This is a genomic window from Ruegeria sp. AE4, assembly GCF_056542185.1.
This window is the reverse complement of sequence record NZ_JBQFZK010000021.1, coordinates 24,786-50,040: the sequence shown is the minus strand read 5'-3', so window position 1 is coordinate 50,040 and position 25,255 is coordinate 24,786. Positions and strand designations below refer to the sequence as shown.

29 protein-coding genes are annotated in these 25,255 nt (G+C 54.2%); 12 read left to right on the top strand and 17 right to left on the bottom strand.

Translation table 11 applies throughout. The features are described 5' to 3' along the window. Positions 1 to 54 precede the first annotated feature (54 nt). Positions 55 to 825, bottom strand: coding sequence for a VOC family protein (locus ACR0EK_RS18425; protein WP_480489033.1), 771 nt, complete (start codon positions 823 to 825; stop codon positions 55 to 57). A gap of 383 nt (positions 826 to 1,208) precedes the next feature. Beyond that, a complete protein-coding gene (locus tag ACR0EK_RS18420) occupies positions 1,209 to 1,634 on the bottom strand; it encodes a VOC family protein (protein ID WP_480898903.1) in 426 nt (141 codons plus the stop codon). A 103-nt stretch (positions 1,635 to 1,737) separates the two neighbouring features. Between ACR0EK_RS18420 and ACR0EK_RS18415 the strand changes: the two genes are divergently transcribed. After that, complete coding sequence (locus tag ACR0EK_RS18415; RefSeq protein ID WP_480898906.1) at positions 1,738 to 2,331, top strand: TetR/AcrR family transcriptional regulator; 594 nt, start codon at positions 1,738 to 1,740, stop codon at positions 2,329 to 2,331. 182 nt (positions 2,332 to 2,513) lie between these two features. On the opposite strand, the gene ACR0EK_RS18410 is transcribed toward ACR0EK_RS18415, so the two are convergent. The 5 genes from ACR0EK_RS18410 to ACR0EK_RS18390 form a co-directional block, all read right to left on the bottom strand. After that, positions 2,514 to 3,050 carry an AAA family ATPase gene (locus tag ACR0EK_RS18410; protein WP_480506368.1) on the bottom strand — a complete coding sequence of 179 codons (537 nt, stop codon included), beginning with the start codon at positions 3,048 to 3,050 and terminating at the stop codon, positions 2,514 to 2,516. A gap of 126 nt (positions 3,051 to 3,176) precedes the next feature. Beyond that, positions 3,177 to 3,773 (bottom strand): LysE family translocator, encoded by a 597-nt coding sequence (locus ACR0EK_RS18405; protein ID WP_480506367.1) that lies wholly within the window; start codon positions 3,771 to 3,773, stop codon positions 3,177 to 3,179. A 12-nt stretch (positions 3,774 to 3,785) separates the two neighbouring features. After that, positions 3,786 to 4,184, bottom strand: a complete 399-nt coding sequence (locus ACR0EK_RS18400) for a RidA family protein (protein ID WP_480537483.1) — start codon at positions 4,182 to 4,184, stop codon at positions 3,786 to 3,788. A gap of 107 nt (positions 4,185 to 4,291) precedes the next feature. Then, on the bottom strand, positions 4,292 to 4,669 hold the full coding sequence (locus ACR0EK_RS18395; RefSeq protein ID WP_480506365.1) for a nuclear transport factor 2 family protein: 378 nt from the start codon (positions 4,667 to 4,669) through the stop codon (positions 4,292 to 4,294). Beyond that, positions 4,666 to 5,505, bottom strand: coding sequence for a PhzF family phenazine biosynthesis protein (locus tag ACR0EK_RS18390; protein WP_480506364.1), 840 nt, complete (start codon positions 5,503 to 5,505; stop codon positions 4,666 to 4,668). The genes ACR0EK_RS18395 and ACR0EK_RS18390 overlap by 4 nt, the downstream gene beginning before the upstream one ends. Positions 5,506 to 5,628: 123 nt before the next feature. On the opposite strand from ACR0EK_RS18390, the gene ACR0EK_RS18385 reads away from it, so the two are divergent. After that, positions 5,629 to 6,081 (top strand): Lrp/AsnC family transcriptional regulator, encoded by a 453-nt coding sequence (locus ACR0EK_RS18385; RefSeq protein ID WP_480506363.1) that lies wholly within the window; start codon positions 5,629 to 5,631, stop codon positions 6,079 to 6,081. A 22-nt stretch (positions 6,082 to 6,103) separates the two neighbouring features. On the opposite strand, the gene ACR0EK_RS18380 is transcribed toward ACR0EK_RS18385, so the two are convergent. Next, a complete protein-coding gene (locus ACR0EK_RS18380) occupies positions 6,104 to 7,003 on the bottom strand; it encodes a LysR substrate-binding domain-containing protein (RefSeq protein ID WP_480506362.1) in 900 nt (299 codons plus the stop codon). 329 nt (positions 7,004 to 7,332) lie between these two features. Between ACR0EK_RS18380 and ACR0EK_RS18375 the strand changes: the two genes are divergently transcribed. Together ACR0EK_RS18375 and ACR0EK_RS18370 are read left to right on the top strand one after the other, a co-directional pair. Beyond that, positions 7,333 to 8,160: a GNAT family N-acetyltransferase gene (locus ACR0EK_RS18375; protein WP_480506361.1), complete on the top strand. Its 828-nt coding sequence runs from the start codon at positions 7,333 to 7,335 to the stop codon at positions 8,158 to 8,160. A 17-nt stretch (positions 8,161 to 8,177) separates the two neighbouring features. Beyond that, positions 8,178 to 8,774 (top strand): NUDIX domain-containing protein, encoded by a 597-nt coding sequence (locus ACR0EK_RS18370; protein WP_480537482.1) that lies wholly within the window; start codon positions 8,178 to 8,180, stop codon positions 8,772 to 8,774. An 88-nt stretch (positions 8,775 to 8,862) separates the two neighbouring features. Here ACR0EK_RS18370 and ACR0EK_RS18365 read toward each other — a convergent pair whose 3' ends face one another. Continuing rightward, positions 8,863 to 9,228 (bottom strand): VOC family protein, encoded by a 366-nt coding sequence (locus ACR0EK_RS18365; RefSeq protein WP_480506359.1) that lies wholly within the window; start codon positions 9,226 to 9,228, stop codon positions 8,863 to 8,865. A 296-nt stretch (positions 9,229 to 9,524) separates the two neighbouring features. Next, on the bottom strand, positions 9,525 to 10,079 hold the full coding sequence (locus tag ACR0EK_RS18360) for a cupin domain-containing protein (RefSeq protein ID WP_170417168.1): 555 nt from the start codon (positions 10,077 to 10,079) through the stop codon (positions 9,525 to 9,527). Positions 10,080 to 10,234: 155 nt separating this feature from the next. On the opposite strand from ACR0EK_RS18360, the gene aptA reads away from it, so the two are divergent. From aptA to ACR0EK_RS18320, 8 genes are all read left to right on the top strand, one after another. Continuing rightward, positions 10,235 to 11,557, top strand: a complete 1,323-nt coding sequence (gene aptA / locus ACR0EK_RS18355; RefSeq protein WP_480871400.1) for an omega-aminotransferase AptA — start codon at positions 10,235 to 10,237, stop codon at positions 11,555 to 11,557. A 34-nt stretch (positions 11,558 to 11,591) separates the two neighbouring features. Next, positions 11,592 to 13,103 carry a CoA-acylating methylmalonate-semialdehyde dehydrogenase gene (locus ACR0EK_RS18350; protein WP_480871401.1) on the top strand — a complete coding sequence of 504 codons (1,512 nt, stop codon included), beginning with the start codon at positions 11,592 to 11,594 and terminating at the stop codon, positions 13,101 to 13,103. A gap of 25 nt (positions 13,104 to 13,128) precedes the next feature. Next, positions 13,129 to 14,238, top strand: a complete 1,110-nt coding sequence (ald, locus tag ACR0EK_RS18345) for an alanine dehydrogenase (protein ID WP_480898917.1) — start codon at positions 13,129 to 13,131, stop codon at positions 14,236 to 14,238. A 68-nt stretch (positions 14,239 to 14,306) separates the two neighbouring features. Next, positions 14,307 to 15,332, top strand: coding sequence for a TRAP transporter substrate-binding protein DctP (gene dctP / locus ACR0EK_RS18340; RefSeq protein WP_480898920.1), 1,026 nt, complete (start codon positions 14,307 to 14,309; stop codon positions 15,330 to 15,332). 39 nt (positions 15,333 to 15,371) lie between these two features. Next, on the top strand, positions 15,372 to 16,019 hold the full coding sequence (locus tag ACR0EK_RS18335; RefSeq protein WP_480508846.1) for a TRAP transporter small permease: 648 nt from the start codon (positions 15,372 to 15,374) through the stop codon (positions 16,017 to 16,019). After that, positions 16,016 to 17,308, top strand: coding sequence for a TRAP transporter large permease (locus tag ACR0EK_RS18330; RefSeq protein WP_480898923.1), 1,293 nt, complete (start codon positions 16,016 to 16,018; stop codon positions 17,306 to 17,308). The genes ACR0EK_RS18335 and ACR0EK_RS18330 overlap by 4 nt, the downstream gene beginning before the upstream one ends. Before the next feature lie 141 nt (positions 17,309 to 17,449). Then, complete coding sequence (locus ACR0EK_RS18325; RefSeq protein WP_171176310.1) at positions 17,450 to 17,860, top strand: universal stress protein; 411 nt, start codon at positions 17,450 to 17,452, stop codon at positions 17,858 to 17,860. A gap of 231 nt (positions 17,861 to 18,091) precedes the next feature. Then, a complete protein-coding gene (locus tag ACR0EK_RS18320) occupies positions 18,092 to 18,724 on the top strand; it encodes a tyrosine-type recombinase/integrase (protein WP_480871402.1) in 633 nt (210 codons plus the stop codon). A 194-nt stretch (positions 18,725 to 18,918) separates the two neighbouring features. Here ACR0EK_RS18320 and ACR0EK_RS18315 read toward each other — a convergent pair whose 3' ends face one another. From ACR0EK_RS18315 to ACR0EK_RS18285, 7 genes are read right to left on the bottom strand one after another with little or no spacing between them, the layout of a single operon-like run. Continuing rightward, positions 18,919 to 20,436 (bottom strand): aldehyde dehydrogenase family protein, encoded by a 1,518-nt coding sequence (locus ACR0EK_RS18315; RefSeq protein ID WP_170463253.1) that lies wholly within the window; start codon positions 20,434 to 20,436, stop codon positions 18,919 to 18,921. 34 nt (positions 20,437 to 20,470) lie between these two features. Beyond that, positions 20,471 to 20,815 carry a cupin domain-containing protein gene (locus tag ACR0EK_RS18310; RefSeq protein ID WP_170463252.1) on the bottom strand — a complete coding sequence of 115 codons (345 nt, stop codon included), beginning with the start codon at positions 20,813 to 20,815 and terminating at the stop codon, positions 20,471 to 20,473. Further along, positions 20,812 to 21,177 carry a cupin domain-containing protein gene (locus ACR0EK_RS18305; protein ID WP_170463251.1) on the bottom strand — a complete coding sequence of 122 codons (366 nt, stop codon included), beginning with the start codon at positions 21,175 to 21,177 and terminating at the stop codon, positions 20,812 to 20,814. The genes ACR0EK_RS18310 and ACR0EK_RS18305 overlap by 4 nt, the downstream gene beginning before the upstream one ends. Further along, the gene (locus tag ACR0EK_RS18300) at positions 21,174 to 22,460 is read right to left on the bottom strand and encodes a glycosyltransferase (RefSeq protein WP_480508400.1); all 1,287 of its coding nucleotides are present in this window, start codon (positions 22,458 to 22,460) and stop codon (positions 21,174 to 21,176) included. Before ACR0EK_RS18300 ends, ACR0EK_RS18305 begins: the two co-directional genes overlap by 4 nt. Before the next feature lie 24 nt (positions 22,461 to 22,484). Then, entirely contained in the window at positions 22,485 to 23,498 is a 1,014-nt protein-coding gene (locus ACR0EK_RS18295) for an ABC transporter ATP-binding protein (RefSeq protein ID WP_480484407.1), read from the bottom strand. 44 nt (positions 23,499 to 23,542) lie between these two features. Further along, entirely contained in the window at positions 23,543 to 24,325 is a 783-nt protein-coding gene (locus ACR0EK_RS18290; protein WP_170666106.1) for an ABC transporter permease, read from the bottom strand. Further along, positions 24,325 to 25,179: an ABC transporter permease gene (locus ACR0EK_RS18285; RefSeq protein WP_170463247.1), complete on the bottom strand. Its 855-nt coding sequence runs from the start codon at positions 25,177 to 25,179 to the stop codon at positions 24,325 to 24,327. The genes ACR0EK_RS18290 and ACR0EK_RS18285 overlap by 1 nt, the downstream gene beginning before the upstream one ends. Between the last annotated feature and the right edge of the window lie 76 nt (positions 25,180 to 25,255).

Genomic DNA, 25,255 nt, shown 5'->3' with positions numbered 1-25,255 from the left:
ACCCACTTGAGGATGCCTTTATAGACAATAGACTGCGAACCTTGCGACCGAGCATCAATTCTGGACGACACAGCACAATGCCCCAGTTGCATCGCATACCAGACCCTTCTCAAAAGTATTTTTATTTTTCTGATGACGAGCAAGCACGGAACCTGAGCCTGAGTTGATCTTGCTGAGCGCGTTTTCGAGAAATTGGACGCGAACACCCGGCGCCCACGCAACGTTGTTGTTGGGAGCTGCAGGTTCCGCTGCACATATCGCCAACACGTCCTTATTCAAACTAATCAGTCTCTGTGACGAAGGTACGTTTCTAGCAGGTGAGAGATTCCATCCGAACATTTGGTGGTAGAAGTTGTCCGGGAATGCGCCGCCGCGAGATAGGTAGTGTTCGTGCGTAAACTGACGAGCGGGGACAGGATAGTCGTGACGCGAAACAGATATACCGAAGAACGCGCCAAGCGGATCACGCAAGAGGCAGTTCTGACCAACCCCTGGAACTTCAAAGGGCGGTTTCACTACCGATCCTTTGAGATGGGCGGCGAGCTTGGCAGCCTGATCTACGTCTTCGACCTCAATATAAGGAATCCAGCCTTCAAAGGACACCTGATTTTGAGAAACGACCCCGGCCCCTGCCTCTCCATCGAGAGTGGCGAGGACAAAATCTCGATGGCCGCCGCCCCATGCGAAATCTGTGGCGTGTTCGACAATATAGCTCCAACCTGCCACGCTTTCGTAAAATGACCTGGAAGCTTCCACATCAGGCGTGAAAAGATCGTGCCAGACAACTCGGCCAACTTTTTCTTTTGTCACCGCGACTTCATCCAAACTGCTTCCGTTCGCCATAACTCTCGTTTGCGGTCCAAATATTGATGCAGATCAATTTGCGCGGTTCTGGTCCGTGAAATCACTTAATTCAGTGGCTCCGTTGGCGGTCAGCCATTCTGCAAATTTACCCATAGCATCCGTTGCGGGGCGATCCGAAGGCTAGGCGAAGCAATATTTACCAGCGTTAACGGCTTCACTGAAGGGTTGTATCAGGCGGCCGTGTTCGGTGTAGCGTTCGAACATGGGCACAGATAATAAGGCCGCCCCAGTACCAAAGGTGGCCAACTCGGCAAAGGCCACTGATCTGTCCAGAATTGGTCGCTTTACACGCGGGCAAATCGTTCCAACTGCTTCGAACCAACCTGGCCATCCGGCACCCTGAATTACGACGGTACCGCGTCGGCTGCATATTGAGACAGGAATTCCTCTGAGGGTGGGATCTGAGTGATAACATCAATCAGTACCCCGTTTGGATCGCGATATATCGCATGGCGTTGGCCAAACGGCTCGCTCACAAGTGACTTTGCCACCGGAACTCCTTCCGACCGAAGTCGTTCATCCACTTTGTCGACATCCTCGACTTCAAAATTGAGGATCATGCCCTTAGACGCACCGCGGGAAACCTCCGGGATCGTCTCGTGGTCCGACTGGACGATCGCGAGATTGACCGACGGATCCGCTTCACTTTGTAGATGCACATACCAATCCGCCTCGAACGCTGCGCGGAAGCCAAAGTGACGTTTATAGAACTCTGCCGTCTCAGAAACCGTCTCAGACTGAATGACCGGATAATATTGAGTGAAACGCATTTTTGATCTCCTTAACTTACATGCACTTTGTATGTATCATCAATTTGCAAATACATGCAAGATGTATGTAAGGTGCTTGTAGTGATATTCGGAGCCGTTAAATTTGCCCCCAGAAAAACCCGCCCGACGCAGCCAGGCAGACCGACGCGCCGAAACGCGTGCCAAACTCGTAGAGGCTGCCCGCAAATTGTTTGTGGATTCGGGATTTGCCGACACTGCAACCCCAGACATCGTACGTAAAGCCAGCGTCACCCGCGGCGCGCTGTATCATCATTTCAAGGACAAGGCTGACCTTTTCCGCGCCGTCGCAGAAGAGGAGGCCAAAGCAATCTCACACCATATTGACCAGGAAACGCGCAGTGTGGCCGATCCCGAACAGGCCATGATGGCAGGATCGAATGCCTTTTTTGATGCGATGTTGGTTCCAGGTCGGGTGCGCCTCCTGATGGAAGAGGCCCCAGCGGTATTAGGGCACAGCACCGCTGTCGCGTTGACCCGGGCCAATGGAACAGAGGAACTTCGTGAAGGGCTTTCGCGGGCTCTTCCTAAGCATTCACCAAAACAGATCGATGCTTTGACTAATTTGTTGTCGGCCGCGTTTGATCGCGCCGCTCTTGAGATCGCCTATGGGGGCGATCCGGAGGTCTACAAGGAGGTTATGAACCATTTGATTGGTGAAGTACTCAAGGGCAACTAGCAGACCTCGGAAGCCCCGCGGTATGGGTCCCTACCCTTTCTTCCGTGAGTTACTCGGCCCAAACAGGTCATTCACCGGCCGGTCACATGCTGTGGTCGCAGCCCGCATTGCGGACATTGGCGCTCGCGCGAAGTTCTCAGAGCTTTTTGATGACCAAATCGCGCACCAAGCAGTCATCCGAACTAAGTAATTCCACTTTCATCCAGCACGAATTCAACCCGTTCGTTCACGGATACCTTTGGTAAAACTAAAACCTCGTAACCAAGGTCATTCAAAGCACATTCTATGCGATGATACTCTTCTACCGCAGCTTGAAAATCATGTTTGCGTTCAGCGTCACTTTCGAAAATCTCTTTCCAAGGTGGAAACAAGAATACAGGCTCGGAGTAAACACGGGCTTTTCCAATCGTTTCACCTAGCGATGGTCCGCGCGAGTATTCTAATGCAACCGCCGCATCAATGAGCCCCCTGTCAAAAAACACTGAACCTTGATGTTGTCGAGCCGCTTCTAAGTCAGATCGAGCGATTTCGACGGCGCGCATGGCGAAGGCTTTCATGTTTCTCCAAGGCAGGGCTTTGCCGTCACCAGCAATTTCTTCCTCTACGATACGCCGACCCGGTTCCGATACGGTCGCGAAACCACGCTCACTCAAGGCATCGAGAAGCGTGGATTTTCCACCACCTGAACAACCCGTCAGCAAGATGAACCCATTTCTCAAGGATCAAACCTCGTCATCTATTCAATTCATGATCACGTTTGAAAACGCAGTGATATTTCAGGCTATGATAAGGCTTTAGTCCCACCTACGACAGTGCGGCCCGATAAAGCTGTGAACTCATTTCCCTTAAATCCAAAGCTGTAGGATCGAAACCAATAGGAGTGTCGCCATTGCTCCATTGAAGATGTGCCAATGACGGTCAGTACGCAATAAATCTGCGATGAACCCTCCTGCTAAAACCCAAAGCGACAGGGAAACACAAGCGCACGCCAGAAACACAGCGGCAAGAATGCTGCCAAGCAAAAAGGGATCTGAGACCAAGTTGGAGAAAGATGAAGCGACTCCCACCGCCATCGCCCAAGCCTTTGGATTGACAAGCAACAGCGCCGCCCCGACGAGGAAACTCATGGGTTGTGCCTCGCTTAAGCGCGTGGCCGAAGGTGATCCGGCCAACCCAATTTTCAGTGCCAGCCAAACAAGGTACGCTGACCCGATTGCTTTGATAGCAGAACTCAGAAAAGGCGTAGATTGCAGCGTGGCCGCAAGACCGGTTCCGGACACGGCCACCAGCAGCGCGAGTGCAATGGCGATCCCCAAAATCAAAGGCAGGCTTTGCCGATAGCCAAACCGCGCGCCAGACGCTGTTGCAAGCGCTGTTGCCCCGCCGGGAGAGCCGGTGGCAATTAGCGCAAAGAGTATAAGAGCCCAAATCTGATCCGGCATGTGTCATCCAGGTCAACGGGCCGCAGTAACTTCGATTTCAACGAGAAGATCTGGTGCTGCGAGGGCAGCAACGACCAGCGTAGTCACCGCCGGCGGGTGCCCTCGGTTCCAACGGGCCTGACGCAATTTGGAAAGCTCGGGCAGGAAAACCGCGTCGGTGACATAGTAAACAACGCGCAGAATGTTGGACGTGTCCAGATCGCCGTCTTTGAGAAGTGCCTCAACATTGTCCATTGCCTGATGGCATTGCTGCTCGAATCCCGTATGAGTTTTGCCATCCGGAGAGACCCCGATTTGTCCTGACAAAAACAAAAACGACCGCGGAGCAGTGATCTGGGTGCCGTGCACATAGATACCTTGATACTGTTCCGGTACAACGCGCAGCGAGGCCGGAGCCAAACGTTTGATCATCTGAGTTCCTTTGCGTGTTCACAGTGTTGTCACCAAAACTTGGGGCAAGACGAACATCTGCGCCAACAAAACGTCAGTGCATGACATCAATGGATTTTTTGGCTCGCTCAGCTCTGATCGGTAACACTGACGATCCGACCGTCTTCGACGCGAAACGCAGATGCGCCTCGGAATCGCAGCTGCTGCCCTGCTTTCCACCCGTTGGGAAGATCGGCCGAAACCACTGCCGTGTAGTCGATCTCGACCAAGGTGACGGTCCCGACCGAAATCATGTTTGTTACCGTTTGCTGACGGGTTTTGAACGCTTGCACACCTGCAGCGGCCAACTCGGAAAAGGCCTGTTTCCCTGACGTTTCGATCGTTACATCTGCGTCGACGATGTTTCGAAACACCACGTCATCAGAAAGGCATGCGATCATACCAGCCACATCCATCTGGTTGTAGGCCTCGATGTAGGCTGCAATTGCGTCGGGAAGGTCGCTCATATTATGTCTCGCGCAGTACCGGATACCCGCACCGAGTTTCCTCTGACGTCATCCAACGACACTTTGATTAGTGAAGGACTTCCCATGTCTTCACCCTGGCGGATCGTGAATTCACCCCCATGTGGCCAGTTGCTATCACGCAGATACCCTGCAAAGGCCGCCGCCGCTGCGCCCGTTGCCGGGTCTTCCAGAACACCCCCCGAAGCGAATGCATTGCGCGCAACGAATGTCTGATCGGTCTCTATGAAGACAAGCATCACTGTGACCAGATCATGATCGCGCATCACCTGCCGTCCCTTATCGAGATCATATGTCATTGAAGCCAATCGGGTTCGACTTTTTAGTGGCAGCACGACATGATCGGCGCCGCCATGGATATGAGCCGGGGCTAGGCGTGGATCAAGGTCATCCACCGTCAGATCAAAGAGCGCCAGGATATCGCGCGTTTCTGCGTCTGTCAGTGCGCGGCTTTTGGTCGGTGGTGATGACAGGGTGGCCACCACGCCGTCGGGTGTCGTGTCCGTATCCACCGTGATCGTGGCGTCATTCAGGGTCAGGGAATAGGTGCCGGCCCCACTATGTCGCCCGAGCGCGGCGCCCAATGCAATTGTCGCATGGCCACAAAATGGAACCTCAGATTCAGGGGAGAAATAACGAACGCGCCAATTCTTTCCTCCGTCATCCTGCGCGACGGCAAACGCAGTCTCTGAATACCCGACCTCAGCTGCGACCCGGGCCATTTCCTCGGCACTGGCTTCACTTTCCAACAACACAACACCTGCCGGATTGCCGCCTTCCGATCCTTGGCTAAATGCCGCTATACGTTGGATATCCATGTTTGTCTCCTTAATTCTGCTTGCGGCAAACTATCGGAAGGAACTGGGTTCTGTCCCAGCACTGATGAAGGGCAAATTGAAAATCTTCTTTCACATCATTGTCCGATTCTCTAAACTTCCTTCATGTCGAAAGAACTGGACCAAACAGACTGCCGAATCGTAGAGCTTCTCGATTCTTATGGCCGTACCAGCCTCGCAAACATTGGAAAGAACGTAGATCTCTCCGGCCCTGCCGTCGGAGAACGCCTGCGCCACCTTCAGGAAAGCGGATACGTCACGGGCTTTGGTGCCCGGATCGATTTGAAACGTTTTGGCTATACAATCCAGGCTCTTGTCAGGATCAAACCAAGAAGTGGGCAGCTTCACATTGTAGAGAAGATGATCGAGGAGCAGCCTCGCTTTATGTCATGTGACAGGGTCACTGGCGACGATTGTTATGTCGCACGGCTACTTTTGAAAGAGATCAGCGAACTCGACGATATCCTTCTGCCCTTCCACGACCGGGCCGAGACCAATACATCGATCATAAAGTCTTCAATCTTCGAGCACAGGTTGCCGCCCCTCGACCAGCCCTAGATCTCGGAACGGCTTTTGGCACCTAGGATCGCCAGTCCTTGGTCTTTGCTTCCAGCCATTTCCTGAACCGCCGTATCTTCTGCGAATTGCGGTGGCTCTCGGGGTAGACAAGCCAATAGCCTGATCCATCTTCACAAGTCAGATCGAAAGGTTGGGTCAACCGCCCGCTTGCAAGCTCATCCTTGAAAAACGCAGGTGTTAGCATTGCGACACCCTGACCTGACATGGCGGCGTTGGCTTCCAATACCTGCGGGCCGAAATGTTGGCGGATTTCGTCTGACAGTTCCGGCCTCTCCAATCCCGCCTCTGCAAGCCAACGGTTCCACCAGGGATCAGACGGCGACAGAATGTGAAGACGCATTAGGTCCTTGGGATCATGAACGCCGCCTATGCTTTCAGCCAGATCCTTGCTCAGCATTGGGGTAAAACGGGTTTGGATTAGTAAATGGCTCGAAAGTCCACGCCAGTTGCCTTTGCCACCGCGAATGGCGACGTCGAAACCGCTGGAGACAAAATCTGTCAGGGTTTCACTCACTTCCACCCGCACCGCAATATTGGGATTTTCCACCTGAAATCCCCCCAAGTGCTGTGCCAGAAAATTGGTGGCAAATGTTGGAATGACGCTGATTGCAAGCGTTTCCTGAGAAACGCCTTTGGCCTCGGCAAATGCGTCACTCAGAACGTTGAGCGCGTCGGTCGCCTTTTCTGCGAAACCTGCCCCAATATCTGTCAGGGAAACTCCACGTGCCTCTCGATGGAAGAGTGGTGCGCCAACCCGCTCCTCAAGGATCTTGATCTGATAGCTGACAGCAGCCTGGGTCATCCCAAGCTTGTCTGCGGCAACCGTGAAGTTCTTGCTCCTCGCGGCCTCCTCAAAAACCCGAATTGCAGCCAGTGGCGGAAGATCACCTCGGGAAGCCATTCAATCTCCTTATGATCTTTGGCTCTGTTTTGTTTGTTTTAAGCCCATTCAACCGGTCAAACGTATGACAGCCATCAATTCAATGAATGTGGGGACCATATGAGACTGCTCACGTATTTTCAAAACTTTTTGACTCTGGTTAATGCAACCTACCGGGACAAAACTGTTCACCCAGGCGAGTTTCAACACTGGTCAGGCCACATGAAAAGGGACATTGGCATGGATTATCCAGCGCTCCCTGAAAGGTGTTACTTTCAACGATCATCCTGGTAGTGCGAAAGCGTTGTTAAGTTAGAGTGGTTGTTTCAACCTATTAAATTGGACAATTTATGGACGCAAAGATCGTATCGGCTGAACACGTCTCACTTGAGGATTTGCGCCTGGTAATGAACAGCGCGTTTTCGGACTACACAGTCCCAATGCAACTGACCCGGCAGTCATTTGCATTCATGTTGAAGCAGAGGGGATATGATCGCCAAGCCTCGCGGCTTGCGATTGTTGAAAGGCAAATCGCTGCCATTTGGTTGGTGTCTTTGCGCGGTCGCCGCGGCTATCTGGTTGCAAGCGGCACAGTTCCTGCGTTCCGACGGTTGAGATTGGCACGAAGATTGGCGGATGATTGCCTTGTGCACCTTCGACAACAAGACACGGAAAGTTTCCAGACCGAGGTAATGGCCGATAACAGCAAGGCATATGAGTTGTACGCTTCTCTGGGAATGAAAGCTGCCCGGACTCTGCAGTGTTATGACGTTCCACCGCTGCCGAGTACCGATGCTCCTGGTATGGTGCGAAAGGTACCCTGGAGGGAGATTCAGAGCGACGCCACCGCAATGATCGAATTGGAACCCTCCTGGCAAAACGACATCGCGTCCGTCAGCGCCGTAGCTTATGAAGCACAATGCTGGGCCATATCCGATAACCTTGGTCTGGCGGCCTATGCGGTCATTTTGCCAACAAACAATACCCTTGCCCAAATTTGCGTTCGCCAAGACCGAAGACGCGAAGGGATCGCCAGCTCATTGCTCCACACATGTCAGGCTGGCGGCACGCTTCGCCTACTCAACATCGACGTCACATCAACAGAGTTCCAGTCGTTTCTTGGAAGTGTCGTAGCTGTACCGACAGTCCGCCAATTTGAATTGAGCATGAACCTATGACGAATCGGAGCGGGAAAATGCCCGAAAGCCAGATTTTTCGCCCGGTTTCAGAGCAAATTCTGGCAAATGATTGGGGCGTTCTAACCAAATACGAGTTTGAATTTCGTCGCCAGAATGGCCAATGGCAGCGCCAAACACGAGAAGCCTATGATCGCGGCAACGGGGCGACTTGCCTGTTGCACAACCCGGATACAGATCAAGTATTGCTCACGCGTCAGTTCCGATTGCCAGTTTTCCTCAATGGAGGGATTGATGGGCTGATCGAAACCCCCGCTGGGTTGCTTGGCGGCGCTCAGGCCGATGAGCGAATGCGTAAAGAGCTTGAAGAAGAAACCGGTTATCAGATCGACAAACTCATCCACTTGTTTGACGTCTACATGAGCCCAGGCTCAGTCACGGAGTTTCTGTCTTTCTTCAAAGGTACGTATTCACGCTCTGATAAAAAGGGGCAAGGGGGTGGTTCTTTCGACGAAGGAGAGGACATTGAAGTTATGCACATTCCACTAATGGACGCGATGCAGATGATTACCGAGGGCGAAATTCGGGATGCAAAGACCATCATTCTTCTACAGCAACTGATGATCGAAAAGCTGACGAGGACTGGCGGCAGCTGAGAAGAATCCCCTGTTCTTAATCCAAACCCCAGGTCCTAAGACGGAAAATTCGAGCATTGCGAAGTTTTATGATTGCTCGCCCTGGAGGCTAAGCTGGCTCCCAGAGCTCTATTGGATTTCCTTCCGGATCATTGAGCCATGCGAATTTGCCATTCGGATAAGGTGAATTTGGATCTCGGCGGACTTCCACACCCTTAGATTCGAGCTGTGCGATCATTCTATCGATGTCACTAACACGAAAATTCAGCATAAATGCCTTTTCCTGATTCCCGAAATACTCTGTTACTTTTTCGAACGGGGCAAACACTGTCTCGCCTGCTTCTTGCGTCCAACACGGCGTTTCATAATCATTGGGAACGAGATCAATTCCCAAATTGTCACGATACCAAACGGCCAAGGTGGCAGGGTCTTCTGCCCGAAAGAAAAATCCTCCAAATCCTAATACTTTTTCCATCGTCGAATTCAAACCCGATCATGCCCTCGGAGCACACTACTACACACCGTGAGACTTGATTAGCGGCCCTTAACCGACATTCAGCACGGCACCGATTTTCTGCGGGTGCAGCCCGCATTCCGGCCATTCGCTGCAAGCGCGAAATCTAGATGGACCGCCGTTGAGGATCGCGTGAGAAAGGCGACAATTGGCTCCTGATCGTGAATGTCGATTTCATTTCTTCATTCTGAGTTGGTTATCGAATTTGACTATCCCGCGAAATATTGAAGCACTCACAGAAGAGCTCTTTCATTTAGTCAGAACGACGAGGGAGTGCAGGCGCTGATCACTTTGCATGGCGTATCACCGGCATTCCGAAACCTGTGTGGCAATATGCTTGAGAAGTAGTATGCGTCCCCGGGGCCCAGAACCCTGGACTGCCCATCTACCGTCACTTCAAGACGGCCCTCTATCACAACCGCACATTCCTCTCCTTCGTGCGACAGTTCAGATCGACCCGAGTCAGCACCGACATCGTACTCTTCTATGAGCATCTGGAGTTTTCTGTCTCGGCGCTCTCCTGCGACAAGCAAATAGGAGACTCCAGGTGATCCCAAGTCGCGCATTCTTTCGTGCGGGTAAAAAAACGACTCCTCGTTTTGCAATTCAAAACTGAAGAAGAAGCCCAAATTGACGTCTACCGAGGCAAGGATCTTCTTTAGCAACGCCACAGATGGTTGAGTCGAACCGCTTTCGATTTGAGAAATCGTCCCGCTACCCACTCCCGCGCGTTTGGCCATTTCACGTTGACTGAGGCCTTTGGTCGTCCGAATCAACTTTAGACGACGGGCTGTTTCGAGATCTGATGACAAAACCGTTACTCTAGTGCTTTCTTGCTTTAGATCGAAAGCATTCTAGGGGCGCAACGATTTTTTTCAATAACTTACAGATTAAGATAAAACTGGATGTGCGGAAGGTCTAAACTCTGCAAGGATTTGTCATCAAATGAAAATCTGCTTCGCGAGGAATGGACGTGCTCGATCAACCCAATACAATGTCATCGTTCTGGATGCCGTTTTCGGCCAATCGTGATTTCCTTCGCGAGCCCCGAATGATCCAAGCGGCCGAGGGGATGTATTACACCAGTTCTGATGGCCGGAAGGTCATGGATGGTACCGCCGGGCTGTGGTGCGTCAACGCGGGTCACCGGGATCCACTGATCGTAGAAGCCGTGCAAAAACAGGTGCACGAGTTGGATTACGCACCGAACTTCCAGTTCTCCCACCCTCAGGCGTTTGAGTTGTCGGCAAAGCTGACAGCGATGATGCCTGAGGGAATGAACCACGCCTTCTTCACCAACTCTGGCTCAGAGTCCGTCGATACTGCGCTCAAGATCGCGCTGCATTACCACCGGATGCGTGGTGACGGAACTCGCACCCGCTTGATCGGACGTGAGCGCGGGTATCATGGCACAGGGTTTGGGGGCATCTCGGTTGGCGGCATCGTCAAGAACCGCATGCATTTCGGCACGCTTCTGACCGGCGTTGATCACCTGCGTCACACGCATGATCTGGACAAAAACGCATTCTCCTGCGGTTGCCCTCAACACGGGGCAGAGCTAGCAGACGATCTGGAGCGATTGGTTGCTTTGCATGACGCCTCGACCATTGCGGCTGTGATCGTCGAACCAATGGCCGGTTCGACCGGTGTTCTCCTGCCGCCGAGAGGATACCTAAAGCGACTGCGTGAGATCTGCGACCGCCATGGCATTCTGTTGATCTTCGACGAGGTCATCACCGCTTTTGGTCGGTTGGGTGCTGCGACGGCATCAGAGTACTTTGATGTAAAGCCAGACATCATCACGACTGCCAAAGGCCTGACCAACGGTGTCATTCCAATGGGAGCGGTCATCGTATCCAACAAGGTATATGACTCGGCGATGGAAAATGCCGATGCGCCGATTGAACTGTTCCACGGTTATACCTATTCCGCCAACCCTGTGTCCTGCGCTGCGGCGTTGGCAACGCTGGAGAGTTACAAGCAGAATGATCTATTCCGCCGCGCTGCATTGCTGTCGCAGCCCTGGGAGGATCAGCTTCAAAGCTTAAAAGGTCTGCCGAACGTTATCGATATCCGCAATCTGGGACTGGTGGGCGCGGTCGAGCTGGCACCACGAGAAGGCGCGCCGGGCGCAAGGGGCTATGACGCGATGAAGCGTGCCTGGGACGCCGGAATAATGATCCGTGTCACCGGAGACATCATCGCCTTATCGCCGCCACTGATCATCTCGGAACCTGAAATAGCGACACTCTGTCAAACACTTGGAGAGGTATTGGCTGACCTGCCATAACCCCTGACTTCTAACCCCAAAAAGGACTGACATCATGAAAGATGCATCCCCGATCGCTTTGATCGGCCACTACATTAATGGCCAAATCACTGCTCCAGCTGGTGAGAATACGCAGCCGGTTTTCAATCCCGCAACCGGTGTGCAAACCGGCGAGGTGTCGCTGGCGAACGTCCAGACAGTCGACGACGCAGTGGCCGCGGCAAAAGCAGCGTTCCCGAACTGGTCGAACACACCGCCGATCCGCCGCGCCCGTCTTATGAACAACTTTCTGGCTCTGGTGCGCGAGCACAAAGACGATCTGGCGCGTGCCATCACCGTCGAACATGGCAAGGTGTTCACGGACGCCCAAGGTGAAGTTGAGCGCGGTATTGATATCATCGAGTTTGCCTGCGGTATTCCGCAACTCCTCAAGGGCGATTATACGGAGCAGGTTTCCACTGGCATGGACAACTGGACCACGCGTCAGGCATTGGGCGTTGTCGCCGGGATCACGCCGTTTAACTTCCCGGTCATGGTGCCGATGTGGATGTTCCCGATCGCCATCGCCGCGGGCAATACCTTTATCCTGAAACCGTCACCAACCGATCCGTCCGCTGCGCTGCTGTACGCGGATCTGATGCAAAAAGCCGGTTTCCCTGATGGCGTGTTCAACGTCGTACAAGGTGACAAGGTCGCCGTGGATGCGTTGCTGGAGAACGACGACGTCAAGGCCGTGTCTTTCGTCGGTTCGACCCCGATTGCGAACTACATCTATGAAGTTGGCGCGCGGCATGGCAAACGCGTTCAGGCTCTGGGTGGCGCGAAGAACCACATGCTGGTTATGCCCGATGCCGACATGAACAAGACTGCGGACGCATTGATCGGCGCAGCCTTTGGTTCGGCGGGCGAACGCTGCATGGCGATCTCGGTTGCCCTGCTGGTTGGCGATGCCGCCGACAAGCTGATGCCGGTCCTGAAAGAACGTGCCGAAACCCTGAAGGTCAAAAACGGCCTCGAACTGGACGCCGAGATGGGTCCGATTGTCACCGCAGCCGCGCGGGACCGGGTCAAAGGGTACATCGACTCTGGCGTCGAAGAAGGTGCGGATCTGCTGGTCGATGGCCGCGACTATACCGTCGAAGGGCACGAGGAAGGCTATTTCCTTGGCGGCACCCTGTTCGACAACGTCACCCCCGACATGAAGATCTACAAGGAAGAGATCTTTGGCCCCGTCTTGTCCTGCGTCCGCGTCTCGAACTTTGCCGAAGGTCTTCAACTGATCAACGACCACGAATTCGGAAACGGCGTGTCACTGTTCACCCGAGACGGCAACGTCGCGCGCGAATTCGGTAAGCAGGTTCAGGTCGGCATGGTCGGGGTCAATGTTCCGATCCCGGTTCCGATGGCCTGGCATGGCTTTGGCGGCTGGAAGAAAAGCCTGTTCGGCGACATGCACGCCTATGGCGAAGAAGGCGTTCGTTTCTACACCAAGCAGAAATCCATCATGCAGCGCTGGCCCGAAAGCATCTCGGAAGGTGCCGAGTTCGTCATGCCAACCGCAAAATGATCATCCGTTCCAAGGAGTGAAAAATATGTTCATTGGTGTTCCCAAGGAAATCAAGAACCACGAATACCGTGTTGGCCTGACCCCTGAAAGCGTCGCCGAACTGGTTTCTCATGGTCACAACGTCATCGTCGAGACCAATGCCGGCACAGGCATTGGGGCTGATGATGATGCCTATCGTGCCGCTGGCGCGGAGATTGCCGAAACCGCAGCGGATATCTTTGCCAATGCGGAGATGATTGTGAAGGTGAAGGAACCTCAGGCCGTTGAACGCGCTATGCTGCGGGAAGGTCAGATCCTTTACACCTATCTGCATCTGGCCCCCGACCCGGAACAGACCAAAGATCTGGTCGACTCGGGCGCTGTCTGCATCGCTTATGAGACCGTCACCGACGACAACGGCGGTCTGCCCCTGCTGAAACCGATGAGCCAGGTTGCCGGTCGCATGTCGATCCAGGCGGGTGCCGGCGCTTTGGAGAAAGCAAAGGGTGGTCTGGGTGTCTTGCTGGGCGGCGTGCCCGGCGTGAAGCCCGGCAAAGTTGTGGTCATCGGCGGTGGAGTTGTTGGGTTCAACGCAGCTCAGATGGCTGTTGGCTTGCACGCGGACGTGACCATTCTGGACCGCAATCCGGCAGTGCTTGAGAAGCTGGAGAACCATTTCGAGGCGTCCGCCAAGGTTGTCTATTCAACCAAAGCCGCATTGGAGGAAGAAGTCACCAATGCCGATCTGGTTGTCGGCGCTGTTCTGATCCCGGGTGCTGCCGCACCCAAGCTAGTCTCACGCGAACTGATCTCAAAAATGAAATCCGGTGCGGTCGTCGTGGACGTGGCGATTGACCAGGGCGGCTGCTTTGAAACGTCCAAAGCCACCACTCACTCAGAGCCCACCTATGTTGTCGACGATGTTGTTCATTACTGCGTCGCCAACATGCCGGGCGCAGTCGCCCGAACCTCGACCTATGCACTGAACAACGTCACGCTGCCGCACGCTCTGGCTATTGCCAACAACGGCTGGAAGCAGGCGCTTGCAGACAATCGTCACCTGATGAACGGCCTGAACGTGGCCCACGGGAAGGTGACTTACAAGGCTGTGGCCGATGATCTTGGATACGAGTTCATCGCCCCGGAACTTTGCTGACTTGAAGCAAAGAAATGTCCCGCCGCGCGTAATGCGGCGGGACACCCACCACTGAGGAGGAAACCTTAATGAATACCAAGATTAACCGCCGCGCCCTCGGCGCGATGGGTGGCGCTGCTTTGCTTGCTGCAACCACACTCTCAACAGCAGCCGCAGCGGAAGACATGACACTGCGCTTTGCCGGCGTATTCCCGATTGACCATCAGGGCACGAGAATGATGGAGCAGGTCGCAGCAGATGTCGCGGCAGCAGATGTCGGCCTGAAGATCGAAGTATTCCCGGCAAACCAACTGGGTTCGGGTGAGGCGCTGTTCGAAGATGTTGCACGCGGCAATATCGATCTGGCATCGGCGTTCATCTATGCCGATACCGATCCACGCCTGGAATTCCTGTCAATGCCGTTCCTGCTGGGCGGCTGGGATGACATGGAGAGCACTCTGCTCAACATGGATTCCGAGTTCAACACCATCTTGCAAGAGATCACGGACGAATATGGTGTGCGCGTCATGGCTCAGAACCCTGAAGGGTTCATCGGCATCGTTTCGTCGCAAGAGCCCGAGAACTGGAATACTTTCGACGAAAAGGGCATGAACATTCGCGTCTGGTCTTCCAGCGTCGTTAAGTCGATGGTCGAAGAACTGGGTTACCAGGCGACAACAATGGCATGGGGCGATATCTTCCCAGCACTTCAAGCCGGTATCGTCGATGGGGCGATCTGCTGCACCAAGACTGCAACCTACTCAATCTTCGCCAAGTCGGATGTTGGCACTCACTTTGTCGAGTACAACTCGATCTCAGAGCTGACAACTTTCTATGCGTCGCAGCGGACACTCGACAAGCTGAACGACGACCAGCGCGCCGCGCTGCAAGCCGCGATGACGAAGGCGTCCGAAGACTTCTTCGCCTACAACCGTGAGAATGACGAAGTGTTCGGCCAGAAATTGCTCGACAAAGGCTACACCATCCTGCGCCTGAGCGACGAAGAACAAGCTGCGATGGCCGCTCATGTTCAGGAAACGGTCTGGCCCGCGATGGCACAAAACGTCGGTCAGGACATCATCGACCGCCTGCTGGCAGCAAAAGAACAGCAATAAACACCGAGAAGAAGGGCCAGCAAATCAGCTGGCCCTTTTTTGGTCTTTGGCTCAACTAAGGGAGGGAGAAAGATGTCTAGTTCTGAAGCTGAACGCCCATTGGTCGTCGAAAGCGCAGAAAAGAAGAGCTCGCAAAAAATCACTGACGAGTTGCCAATCATTATTGGGTATCCGCTGAAAGCAGTGGCTTTTGTCATGAGGCAGATCGTCATGTTTGCCGGTTTCCTGATGGCATTCACGTTTGGAGCCGTTGTTGTCATCCGATATGGATTTGGCGGTGATCTCTTTGCCTACGAAGAATGGCTTTTGGGTATCAGCATCATCGGCTTTTTTGCAGGTGCTGTTCTGGCCTCTGCCCGCAACCTGCACATCAACGCGGACATTCTTGGCATCGTGATCCAAAACCCTCGGTTGATTTGGTGGCGCGGCTTTGTGGTCCTGACAGTCGAGGTGTTGGTGATCCTGTTCCTCATGTACGCCTGCTATGTCTCGCTGCTTGATGACTTCTCATTCCCCCGGCTGCGCGCAACCCCGGTGCTGCGCATTCCGTTTGTGACCTGGCGGATTGCGATCATGATTGCCTTTGGCCTCATGGCTACGTTCACGGCGGCATACTTGTACGTACACATCCGCAAGGGGCTCGGGCTTCCCCTGAGATCAGAAATGCAAAAAGGAGAAACCCAATGATCATCGGAGGAAGTCTCCTAATTGTCTGCTTTATGCTGCTGTTGGGCGTCAGCGTTTATGTGGCATTCGGATCTGTATTGATTTTCATCGCGCTTGTCGGAGATCAATCCATCACCGGTTACTTGCCCACCGGTTCTACAGGTATCCGATCACTTGTACTTCTGGCGATCCCACTCTTCATGATCGCCGGTGGCATCATGGAAAAAGGTAAAATCGCGGCCCCTCTTGTCTCTCTGGCTGAAATGTTCATTGGCCACATCAAAGGAGGACTGAGCGCTGCTGGAGTGCTGGCCTGCGGTGTGTTCGGCTCCATTTCCGGCAGCGCCAATGCAACGCTGACCTGCATTGGCGGCATCATGATGCCCCACCTGAAAAAGGCCAACTATCCGGGTGGGCAATCGGCGGCTCTGATCGTGGCGGCCAGCCCCTTGGGTCTGTTGATCCCACCGAGTTCGTCTCACATCCTTTATGGCTGGGTTGCACAGCAGCACGTACTGAAGTGCTTTTTGTCCACGGTCATTCCGGCGATCATCCTGATCACGCTATTGATAATCGTTAATCAGTTCATGCTGCGGAAGTATGACGACATCAACCTGACGGAACGTCCTAAACCGTTCCTGCCGACATTCGGAGTTCAGGCGCGCCTGGCCGGACCTGCGCTTATGATGCCGTTGATCATCCTCGGCGGTATCTATGGTGGTATCATGACACCGACCGAAGCCGCCGGTATCGCAGTGGTCTACTCGATCCCAATCGCGATCTACTTCTATCGTGGCCTGACCTGGAAAACCCTGGCCCAGACGATCCAGAATTCCGGTGTTACGATTGGTGTGGTCATGGTCATGATCTTCATGGTTCTGATCGTGTCGGACAACCTGATCTCGCAGGGTGCACCTCAGTTGGCCAAAGATCTGGTCTATTCCGTTTCGGACAATCCGGTCGTCATCCTTCTGATGATCAACGTCGTGATGATCCTGATCGGAATGCTGATGGACGATATTTCGGGTCTGCTTCTGGCGACGCCGATCTTGCTGCCCATCGCGCAGAGCACTGGTATGGATCCGATCCACTTTGCGGCTGTGATTGGCGTGAACCTTGGTATGGCGAACATCACCCCACCAACTGCGCCGCTGCTTTACCTTGGTGCTCAGGTCTGTGATGAGCCGGTTTCGCGCATGTTATGGCCGACTTTGATCTTCATAGTCTTTGCCTGGCTTCCGACGCTTATGTTGACAACTTTCGTACCAGAGTTGGCCCTGTTCCTGCCTGAGCTCCTGCTCAGCCGGTAGTGGCAAGAAAGAGCAAAAGCCCAAGACGAAATAGCACGCACCCCAACCTTACGGCTGGGGTGCCTGAGCGCCCTCCTAAAGATGAAGTGGGAGAGGCCAGTTCGCAGAAGAAAACTGAAAACCTAAATACGGAGGTTTAAAATGTACAAAAATATTCTAGTCGCACTGTCTCTGGAGCATGGCATCAGTGAACACGCGCTTGCGGCGGCACATGCCCTTGTATCCGAAGGTGGAAAAATCACTGCCGCACATATCCATGAGCCCCCAAATAGACAGATAATGTACTATATGGATGAAGGGATCGCAGAAAAATCTCTCCAAAAAGCAAAGGCGCGCTTGGCCGAGCGTCTAACAAGTGAGACCGACGTGTCGTCTATCTTGCTCGAGAGCCAATCGGCAGGTCGCGCAATCACCGAATACGCCAACAAACATGGCATCGACTGTATCGTCCTCGCTTCACATAAACCTGGGATGAAAGAGTTCTTTTTGGGTTCCACGGCTGCTCTCGTTGTTCGCCATGCTCAGTGTTCGGTGCATGTACTCCGTCTGTGACGCTGTTACCCGCAACATGTTCGTAACTTCGCCCAGTGAAATCTGCGATGATAAGCACGTCTCACAGTGACCAAGGTCTAATTTTGGCGTACCTAAAAGAGTTTCACTTTGCAGCATTTGGGAGGTAGGACTCGCAGCCGATCTCGGCGACAACGCGGCATCCTGTGATATCCTCTTTCGTCAACGTCGGGTTGTCGTTGTGGGCGGGAATGGCGGAAAGGAGGATCAGTTATGGATACACCAAACTTACCTGCCATTCGCGCACTTCGGCCAGCCTGGAACAAGGGCCGCATCGTCGGTCAGAAGCGGCCACTGAAACCTAAGCATGTCTGGGCAATCCGGGTGCGGCTTGAATTGGCAGAGAAATATCGTGATCTAGCTCTGTTCAATATGGCAATCGACAGCAAGCTTCGCGGGTGCGACCTTGTGAAGATGAAAGTTGTGGATGTGATGGCGTCTGGCCAGATCAAGGAACGCGCCTCAGTGCTGCAGAGCAAGACGCAGAAACCAGTCAGGTTTGAGATATCGGAAGGCACCCGCGCATCCGTCGAGAAATGGATGGAAGACGAACTGATGGTCGGATCAGAGTTTCTTTGGCCAGGCCGTTTTCATGAGCGACTTCACATATCGACACGACAGTATGCGCGGATTGTTCGGTACTGGGTCACGTCGATCGGACTGGAAGCTAGTGCATATGGCACGCATTCGATGCGGCGCACGAAAGTCACTCAGATCTACAAGAAGACTGGCAATCTTCGCGCCGTTCAGCTTCTATTGGGGCACACAAAGATGGACAGTACGGTCAGATATCTTGGTGTTGAACTTGAGGATGCTTTGGCCATTGCTGAAGCCATTGAAATCTAACATCTCTGGGCCGCCTACACGGGCGGCCCATAGCTGCCTTTCACCGGTTGGTCGAGACACTGCGACCGCGCCCGCATTCCGGTCATTCGCTGCAAGTGCAAATTTTGGCGCTGCACAAACTCACAGGTTGCGGACAATCCTGCCGTTAGCTCATCTTCAGTTGTAGAGTCGATCAGGTCGCACCGATCATCACCCTAGCCGGTGTGCTTTCTCCCGCCCTGTACGTCATCTGAATAGAACCAGTCGTCGGGATATGGATACCACCAGTCCGCCTCCTTCGCCTTCGGATCAATCACGACCATCTTGGGTCGTCTGAAAGCCTCGAGGCCTTGAAGGCCTAGCGTACGCCCAAGCCCAGAATTCTTGACGCCGCCAAAAGGCAAGGCATCGTTGTCCACGAGCGGGTTGTTGACCCAGACCATCCCCACCTGTAGCTTGTTCACCCCTTGAAATGCCTCGTCCAAGTCGCCGGTAAACAGGCATCCGCCAAGACCGAATTGTGACGCGTTTGCCAGTTCAAGCGCTTGGTCAAAGTCGCTCACCCGAATGACCGAGGCGACTGGCCCAAAAACCTCTTCCTGAGTTAGCGCCATGTCCGTCGTCACGCCGGTCAGGATCGTTGGTTCGAAAAACCAACCCGGCCCGACGTGATCCGGGGTACCGCCTCCTACCTCAACCACCGCGCCTTTCTCAGTTGCATCGCGCACCAGACGCTCGACCTTGTCGCGTGCCTCCTTGGAGGCCAAAGGTCCGATTTCCGCCACCCCCATTCCGTCGCCGATGCGCAGTTTCCGGGTTCGGGTCACGAATTCATCGACAAAATCGTCGTACACGTCATCCACTACAAAAATCCGTTCAGACGATGTGCAAACCTGGCCCGACTGCAAAAATGCAGCGGTAACCGCCCCGGCAGCAGCGACCGCGATGTCGGCGTGTTTACTGACGATCAGTGGATCGCTTCCCCCAGCCTCGATCACTGCGGGTTTCAGGTTCTCCGCTGCGGCCACTGCGACTGCACGACCTGTCGGCACGGACCCTGTAAATGCGACCACATGGGTTTTGGGGCTGGCAATCAGCTGTTTGCCCACGTCTGCACCACCCGGCAGGCAAGCAATCAGGTCTTGGGGCAACGCCCGAAAAAACTCCATGAACGCCATCGTGCACAAAGTTCCTGCAGGTGAGGCTTTCAACACTACACCGTTACCTGCCGCAAGTGATGCGGCCATCGACCAGCAGCCAAGAATGAGGGGGAAATTGTACGGAACCACATGCACGGACACGCCGTAGGGCTCGTATGTCTGATACTGAAAAGATCCAGTTTGCATCGTGCCGGCAATCTTGCCCGCGTCATTGCGCGCCATCTCGGCATAGTAGCGGAAAACCGGCGGGATGTTCGCAATCTCGCCGATCGATTCAGGGTAAGGTTTGCCCGTTTCCAATGTCATCAAGCGGGCGATCTCAGTCATGTCGCCGCTTTCGATGTCGTTGGCGATCTGGTGCAATACCCGCGCGCGAGATTTGCAGTCCATCGCGGACCACCTCCTTTGCGCCGCATTTACCCGGTCCAGGACCTGGTTCACGATCTGCGGCGACGGCTCACCAAAAACCCCGACGGGCTGCAAGGTAGACGGGTTGACCAGAGTGGTCCCACCACCCTCCAATGGCACATGCTTGGGGTTGAGGTAGTAGGTAGATTTGAACGGGTCACGCATTGGGCAGCCCCCTTGTTTGACAGGCATTGCGCCGTTAGCGGATCATGTACACTTTCTTGACCGTCTCGTGGACAGTGCAAACGCCTTTCCAGTCCTGCGGAAAAAAGGCCGCCGTATCGGGCGTAATCTCAATTACCTCGCCGCTTTCATGGATATAGGTACAGCGGCCTTCCAGAAAGTGGCAGAACTCGTCCTTGGTGACGTGACATTCCCACTTACCGGGAGTGCAGACCCAAAGGCCGCATTCGGACTGGCCGTCAGGCCCCTTGTGGATCAGCTTTCCCGAGGTGCGGGATTGCCCTTCAATCATCGTCGGGATTACCCCCCAATCGACAAGATCAGTCTGCTGGAGCGGGTTTTGCATACGTGGCGTGGTCATGTTTCAGGTTCGCGATCCGTTAGGTAGTAGGTGTTGCGCAATGTTTCCTCGACCGTGCATTCCCCTACCCAACCGGCGAGGAATAGTACGGCCGTTCCGGGCGTAACTTCGATGCTTTCGCCTGCATCCGACCGATAGACCGCGCGGCCCTGCACAAAATAGCAGAACTCGTCACGCGGTATCGTTAGGCGCCAGCGGCCTGGAGTGCAGACCCATGCGCCGATCTCCGGCCGGTTGTCAGGACCCTTGTGAACCAGCATACCCGATGAATGCGACTGGCCTTCAATCATGTCCGGCTGTAGCCCCCAGTCTGTGAGGTCGGTGCGGGTCGAGATTTCCGAAAGATGCGGGGCGCTGCTCATTCCGCGGCTTTCAGGATTTCGTCGAGAATGCCAGCTGCCTTGGTCGGGCCATGCCGTGACTGCATGTGAGCAGAGGTTGCCGCCATCTTCGCCTGCATTCCTGGATCGTTGATACATTTGTCGAGGGCAATAGCCAATTCATCATCGGTCCAGTCGTATCGGTGAAACCCGAACCCGTGGCCGGTTTCCTGAACACGGGTGGCGTTATCGTGGCCGTCCCAGACATAGGGCATAATGATTGCTGTTTTGCCGAAATATAGGCACTCTGTGAACGAGTTGTTACCGCCATGATGTATCACCGCGTCAACCTGCGGAATTACCGAAGGCTGGGGATACCAGCTCTGTATGTGCACGTTGTCGGGAATGTCTGTGTATTCGTCAATGTAATCCCCGACATTTACGAGCGCCCGGTAGGGCAACCTGGAAATGGTCGAAATGATCCTCTTTAGCAGGTCGGTGTCGCCTGCGCCAAGCGACCCGAAAGATACATAGAGAAGTGGTTTGTCATTGTTGGACTTAAACGTTGGCACCTCAAAGGGTTCTTCTTCGCGCACGCAACCTTCAAGATACTGAAACCGGTTTGGGTCCAGTGGGTTCTGTCGTTCGTACTTTGCCGGCTCGGGATAAAGCAGAAGGTTCATTGTGGGCGACGCTTCGAAAAACTCTCCAATCGGATAGGGGTCTTCGTTGCATCTGGCTAGGAACGCATTGTAGTCGTCGTGGATCGGCTTGATCACATCGTGGAGCTTTGCCTCATAGGCCTCCATGCCCTCGCGGTCATCCACCCGACAGCCCGATAAGTGCGGCGGCACAATCGGGTCCGGGATTTCGTTTTCGGAACATGAGATGATCCGCACCCACGGTACGCCGAACTGCTTGATGGCTGGGAACATAATGACATTATCCACGCAGATCATATCTGGTTTGATTTTTGCCAATACCTCGGGCAGATCTTTTTGCGCCCATTTTGCGCTGTCGACGATCGCCTCCCAGCAATCCTTGACGTAGTTATCGATTTGGTCAATCGGGGCTTTGCGAAAATTTGGGATGTGACCGTTGATGAAATCCTCCCAGAACTTTGCCATCGCCTCGGGTTCCATCGGCTCGGACAGGGCAACAGGATGCGCCTCAAACCCATAACCTTCATATACCTCGACAAAGCCGGGATCGCTTAGAAATACAGCCTTATGGCCCAGTTTCTCGCAGGCCTGCGCGATGCCAACCGAATTCAGCGCAGGGCCAAAGGCAGCTTCGGGGAAGAAGGCGATGGTTTTCTGTGACATTGTAGGTCTCCGGTTAGATTTGGCTTAGCAGTTGGGAAGGATGCGGGAATGTTTCGCGTCCCATACGCAGTGGACATCCTGACCCGGCTGGATATTTTCACGGTCGGCTTGGCTGGCGGGAACGCGGGCGGAAAGGGTGCTCCTCCCACCGCGAACGCGCACATGCACACCCAGGTCTGATCCGTGATAGGCGACTTCTTCGACAGTGCCTGGAAGGCAGTTGCGCCCATCTCGAGGGGCGGTCTGCATCAGGCTGACCCGTTCCGGGCGCACAGCAATCGTGGCAGCACCGCGCAGCTCGGAAACGCCCCTCAGCATTCCCGCCCCGTGGACATCGACACCGCCGTCGACGGCGTTACCATCCAGAAAGTTCATCACGCCTATAAAATCTGCAACAAAGCGCGATCCGGGGTGTTCGTAGAGCTCGTGAGGAGTACCGACCTGCGCCAGCTTACCATCATGCAAGACCGCGATCCGGTCGGCCATGACCAAGGCCTCTTCCTGGTCATGGGTCACAATTAGAAATGTAATCCCCACCTCGTGTTGCAACCGTTTGAGCTCCAGCTGCATCTCTTCTCGTAGTTTCTTGTCCAGAGCTGAAAGGGGCTCATCCAGCAACAGGACTTTTGGCCTTTTGACCAGCGCGCGCGCCAAAGCAACCCGCTGTCGCTGCCCACCAGAAAGCTGATCCGGCTTGCGCCCGGCAAATCCCGAAAGTTTCGCACTTTCCAGAACCTCGGCCACTCTCGTGGCAATTTCGTCCTTAGGCAATTTCTCCATTTCTAACCCATAGGCGATGTTTTTTTCGACGCTCATGTGCGGAAACAAGGCATAGGATTGGAACATCAGGTTCAGGGGCCGCCTGCTGGGACGTATGTTTGTCACGTTCTGCCCGGCAACGATTACCTGTCCTTCCTGTGGCGTTTCGAATCCCGCCAGCGTCCGCAATAGTGTGGTCTTGCCGCAGCCCGATGGGCCCAAAAGTGCAAAGAACTCGTTATCGCGAATATCCAGTGAAACATTGTCGATCGCGGTCACCAAACCGTATCGCTTGGTTATATTCCTGAGTTGAACCCCTTGGTTCATCGGCTGAAAACCTCTTTGTCGGTACGCTGTGCGAAGAAGACCAGCGTGAATGAAACGAACATGACGATGGTAGCCATCGCATTGATTTCCGGCGTGACGCCAAATCGGATCATTGCGTAAATCTGCATCGGCAACGTGGTCGAGGATTGCCCAGCACCGGCGGTAAAGAAGGCAATAATGAATTCGTCCACAGACAGGGTGAAAGACAACAGCGCCCCGGCGATAACCCCCGGCGCGATGGCGGGCAGCAGGATGCGGCGAAAGGTGGTGAATTCGCTGGCCCCAAGATCGGCACTGGCCTCAAGTATCGAATGGTCGAAATTGCGCATCCGCGTACGCACCACGGCGACAACAAAGGCTATGTTAAATACGACATGGCTGAGGATGATCGAATGAAGCCCCAACGTCATGTTGAGTAGGGTGAAAAAGGACAAGAGCGCGATGGCCAGAACTATGTCGGGGATGATCATCGGTGCGAACAGAACCGCGTCTAGAACTGAAGAATTACGCCGTGTCTCGACACCGACCGCCAAAAGCGTGCCGATTATAGTCGCCAGAACGGTCGAGATTAAGGCCACGATTAGCGTGTTGCGCGCCGCCGACAGTATTGGATCCGCGGTAAACAACTTGCCGTACCATTCCAACGAAAACCCGGTCCATACAGTTGGAAGTCCGGCCCGGTTAAAGCTTAACGCCATGAGCACAAGGATCGGCACATAGAGAAAGGTGTAAAACAAAACCAGGTGCAGCTTCAGGCCCATGTTGGATCGGTCCCGCATCAGTCCTGCCCTCTCTGTCCCGCTGCGCGATTGGCCAATACCGCCTGTGCGAACAAAAGCCCCATCATAATCGCAATCAGGAACATCGACAGCGTTGCTCCGAATGGCCAGTCGCGGGCGCTCAGGAACTGGTCATAGATCAGGTTTCCAACCATCTGAAGTCGCCCGCCGCCAAGCAAATCGGGCGTAATGAAATTGCCGATCGACAATACAAAAACAAAGACACCACCTGCCGCAATCCCGGGAACGGTCTGTGGCAGTATCACCCGGTAGAAAGTGGTCCAAGCGGGCGCTCCAAGATCTTCCGAGGCTTCTATGGTTTCGACATTTATGCGGTTCAGCGACGAATAGATCGCCAGAACCACAAAGGGGGTGTAGTTGTAGACAAGCCCAACGATCACCGCGAAATTGTTATAAAGCAGAGACAGCGGCTCATCGATCAAGCCTGCCCCCTGGAGAGTATTATTGATCAAGCCCTCGCGGTTAAGCATCACGATCCAGGCGTAAGTGCGGATTAGGTAGTTGGACCAGAACGGCAAGATCACCAAGATCAGCAAACCGGTCTGCCAACGGCGCGGCGCCAGCGTGATGGCATAGGCCGCCGGATAGGCGATCAGGATCGCGATTATCGTGGCCAGAAACGCGATCTTGGCCGAGCGTAAGAAGATCCCGAGGTAAAGAGGATCGGCGGCCCGCACAAAATTTTCAAACGTAAAGACGTGGTCGATGCCGCCATAGATACCGCGTTCAAAGAACGCATAGGTAAAAATAAGGCCACACGGCACCACCATAAGAAGCGCAAGCCAGCCCAGGCCCGGCCCCAGCAAGATCACCGATTTCAGTCGATTGGTCATATACTTGGCAATCTGTGGAATGATGTCGTACAGGCCCGACCCTTTGTTCGGGTCGGGTTTTGCTCAGGGTTTGATC

Bases quoted from the DNA above. Each gene is read 5' to 3' on its own strand.
- ACR0EK_RS18420 (WP_480898903.1), bottom strand. From the start codon at position 1,634: ATGCGTTTCACTCAATATTATCCGGTCATTCAGTCTGAGACGGTTTCT.
- ACR0EK_RS18405 (WP_480506367.1), bottom strand. From the start codon at position 3,773: ATGCCGGATCAGATTTGGGCTCTTATACTCTTTGCGCTAATTGCCACC.
- ACR0EK_RS18400 (WP_480537483.1), bottom strand. From the start codon at position 4,184: ATGATCAAACGTTTGGCTCCGGCCTCGCTGCGCGTTGTACCGGAACAG.
- ACR0EK_RS18395 (WP_480506365.1), bottom strand. From the start codon at position 4,669: ATGAGCGACCTTCCCGACGCAATTGCAGCCTACATCGAGGCCTACAAC.
- ACR0EK_RS18390 (WP_480506364.1), bottom strand. From the start codon at position 5,505: ATGGATATCCAACGTATAGCGGCATTTAGCCAAGGATCGGAAGGCGGC.
- ACR0EK_RS18385 (WP_480506363.1), top strand. From the start codon at position 5,629: ATGTCGAAAGAACTGGACCAAACAGACTGCCGAATCGTAGAGCTTCTC.
- ACR0EK_RS18380 (WP_480506362.1), bottom strand. From the start codon at position 7,003: ATGGCTTCCCGAGGTGATCTTCCGCCACTGGCTGCAATTCGGGTTTTT.
- ACR0EK_RS18375 (WP_480506361.1), top strand. From the start codon at position 7,333: ATGGACGCAAAGATCGTATCGGCTGAACACGTCTCACTTGAGGATTTG.
- ACR0EK_RS18370 (WP_480537482.1), top strand. From the start codon at position 8,178: ATGCCCGAAAGCCAGATTTTTCGCCCGGTTTCAGAGCAAATTCTGGCA.
- ACR0EK_RS18365 (WP_480506359.1), bottom strand. From the start codon at position 9,228: ATGGAAAAAGTATTAGGATTTGGAGGATTTTTCTTTCGGGCAGAAGAC.
- aptA (WP_480871400.1), top strand. From the start codon at position 10,235: ATGGACGTGCTCGATCAACCCAATACAATGTCATCGTTCTGGATGCCG.
- ACR0EK_RS18350 (WP_480871401.1), top strand. From the start codon at position 11,592: ATGAAAGATGCATCCCCGATCGCTTTGATCGGCCACTACATTAATGGC.
- ald (WP_480898917.1), top strand. From the start codon at position 13,129: ATGTTCATTGGTGTTCCCAAGGAAATCAAGAACCACGAATACCGTGTT.
- dctP (WP_480898920.1), top strand. From the start codon at position 14,307: ATGAATACCAAGATTAACCGCCGCGCCCTCGGCGCGATGGGTGGCGCT.
- ACR0EK_RS18330 (WP_480898923.1), top strand. From the start codon at position 16,016: ATGATCATCGGAGGAAGTCTCCTAATTGTCTGCTTTATGCTGCTGTTG.
- ACR0EK_RS18325 (WP_171176310.1), top strand. From the start codon at position 17,450: ATGTACAAAAATATTCTAGTCGCACTGTCTCTGGAGCATGGCATCAGT.
- ACR0EK_RS18320 (WP_480871402.1), top strand. From the start codon at position 18,092: ATGGATACACCAAACTTACCTGCCATTCGCGCACTTCGGCCAGCCTGG.
- ACR0EK_RS18315 (WP_170463253.1), bottom strand. From the start codon at position 20,436: ATGCGTGACCCGTTCAAATCTACCTACTACCTCAACCCCAAGCATGTG.
- ACR0EK_RS18310 (WP_170463252.1), bottom strand. From the start codon at position 20,815: ATGACCACGCCACGTATGCAAAACCCGCTCCAGCAGACTGATCTTGTC.
- ACR0EK_RS18305 (WP_170463251.1), bottom strand. From the start codon at position 21,177: ATGAGCAGCGCCCCGCATCTTTCGGAAATCTCGACCCGCACCGACCTC.
- ACR0EK_RS18300 (WP_480508400.1), bottom strand. From the start codon at position 22,460: ATGTCACAGAAAACCATCGCCTTCTTCCCCGAAGCTGCCTTTGGCCCT.
- ACR0EK_RS18290 (WP_170666106.1), bottom strand. From the start codon at position 24,325: ATGCGGGACCGATCCAACATGGGCCTGAAGCTGCACCTGGTTTTGTTT.
- ACR0EK_RS18285 (WP_170463247.1), bottom strand. From the start codon at position 25,179: ATGACCAATCGACTGAAATCGGTGATCTTGCTGGGGCCGGGCCTGGGC.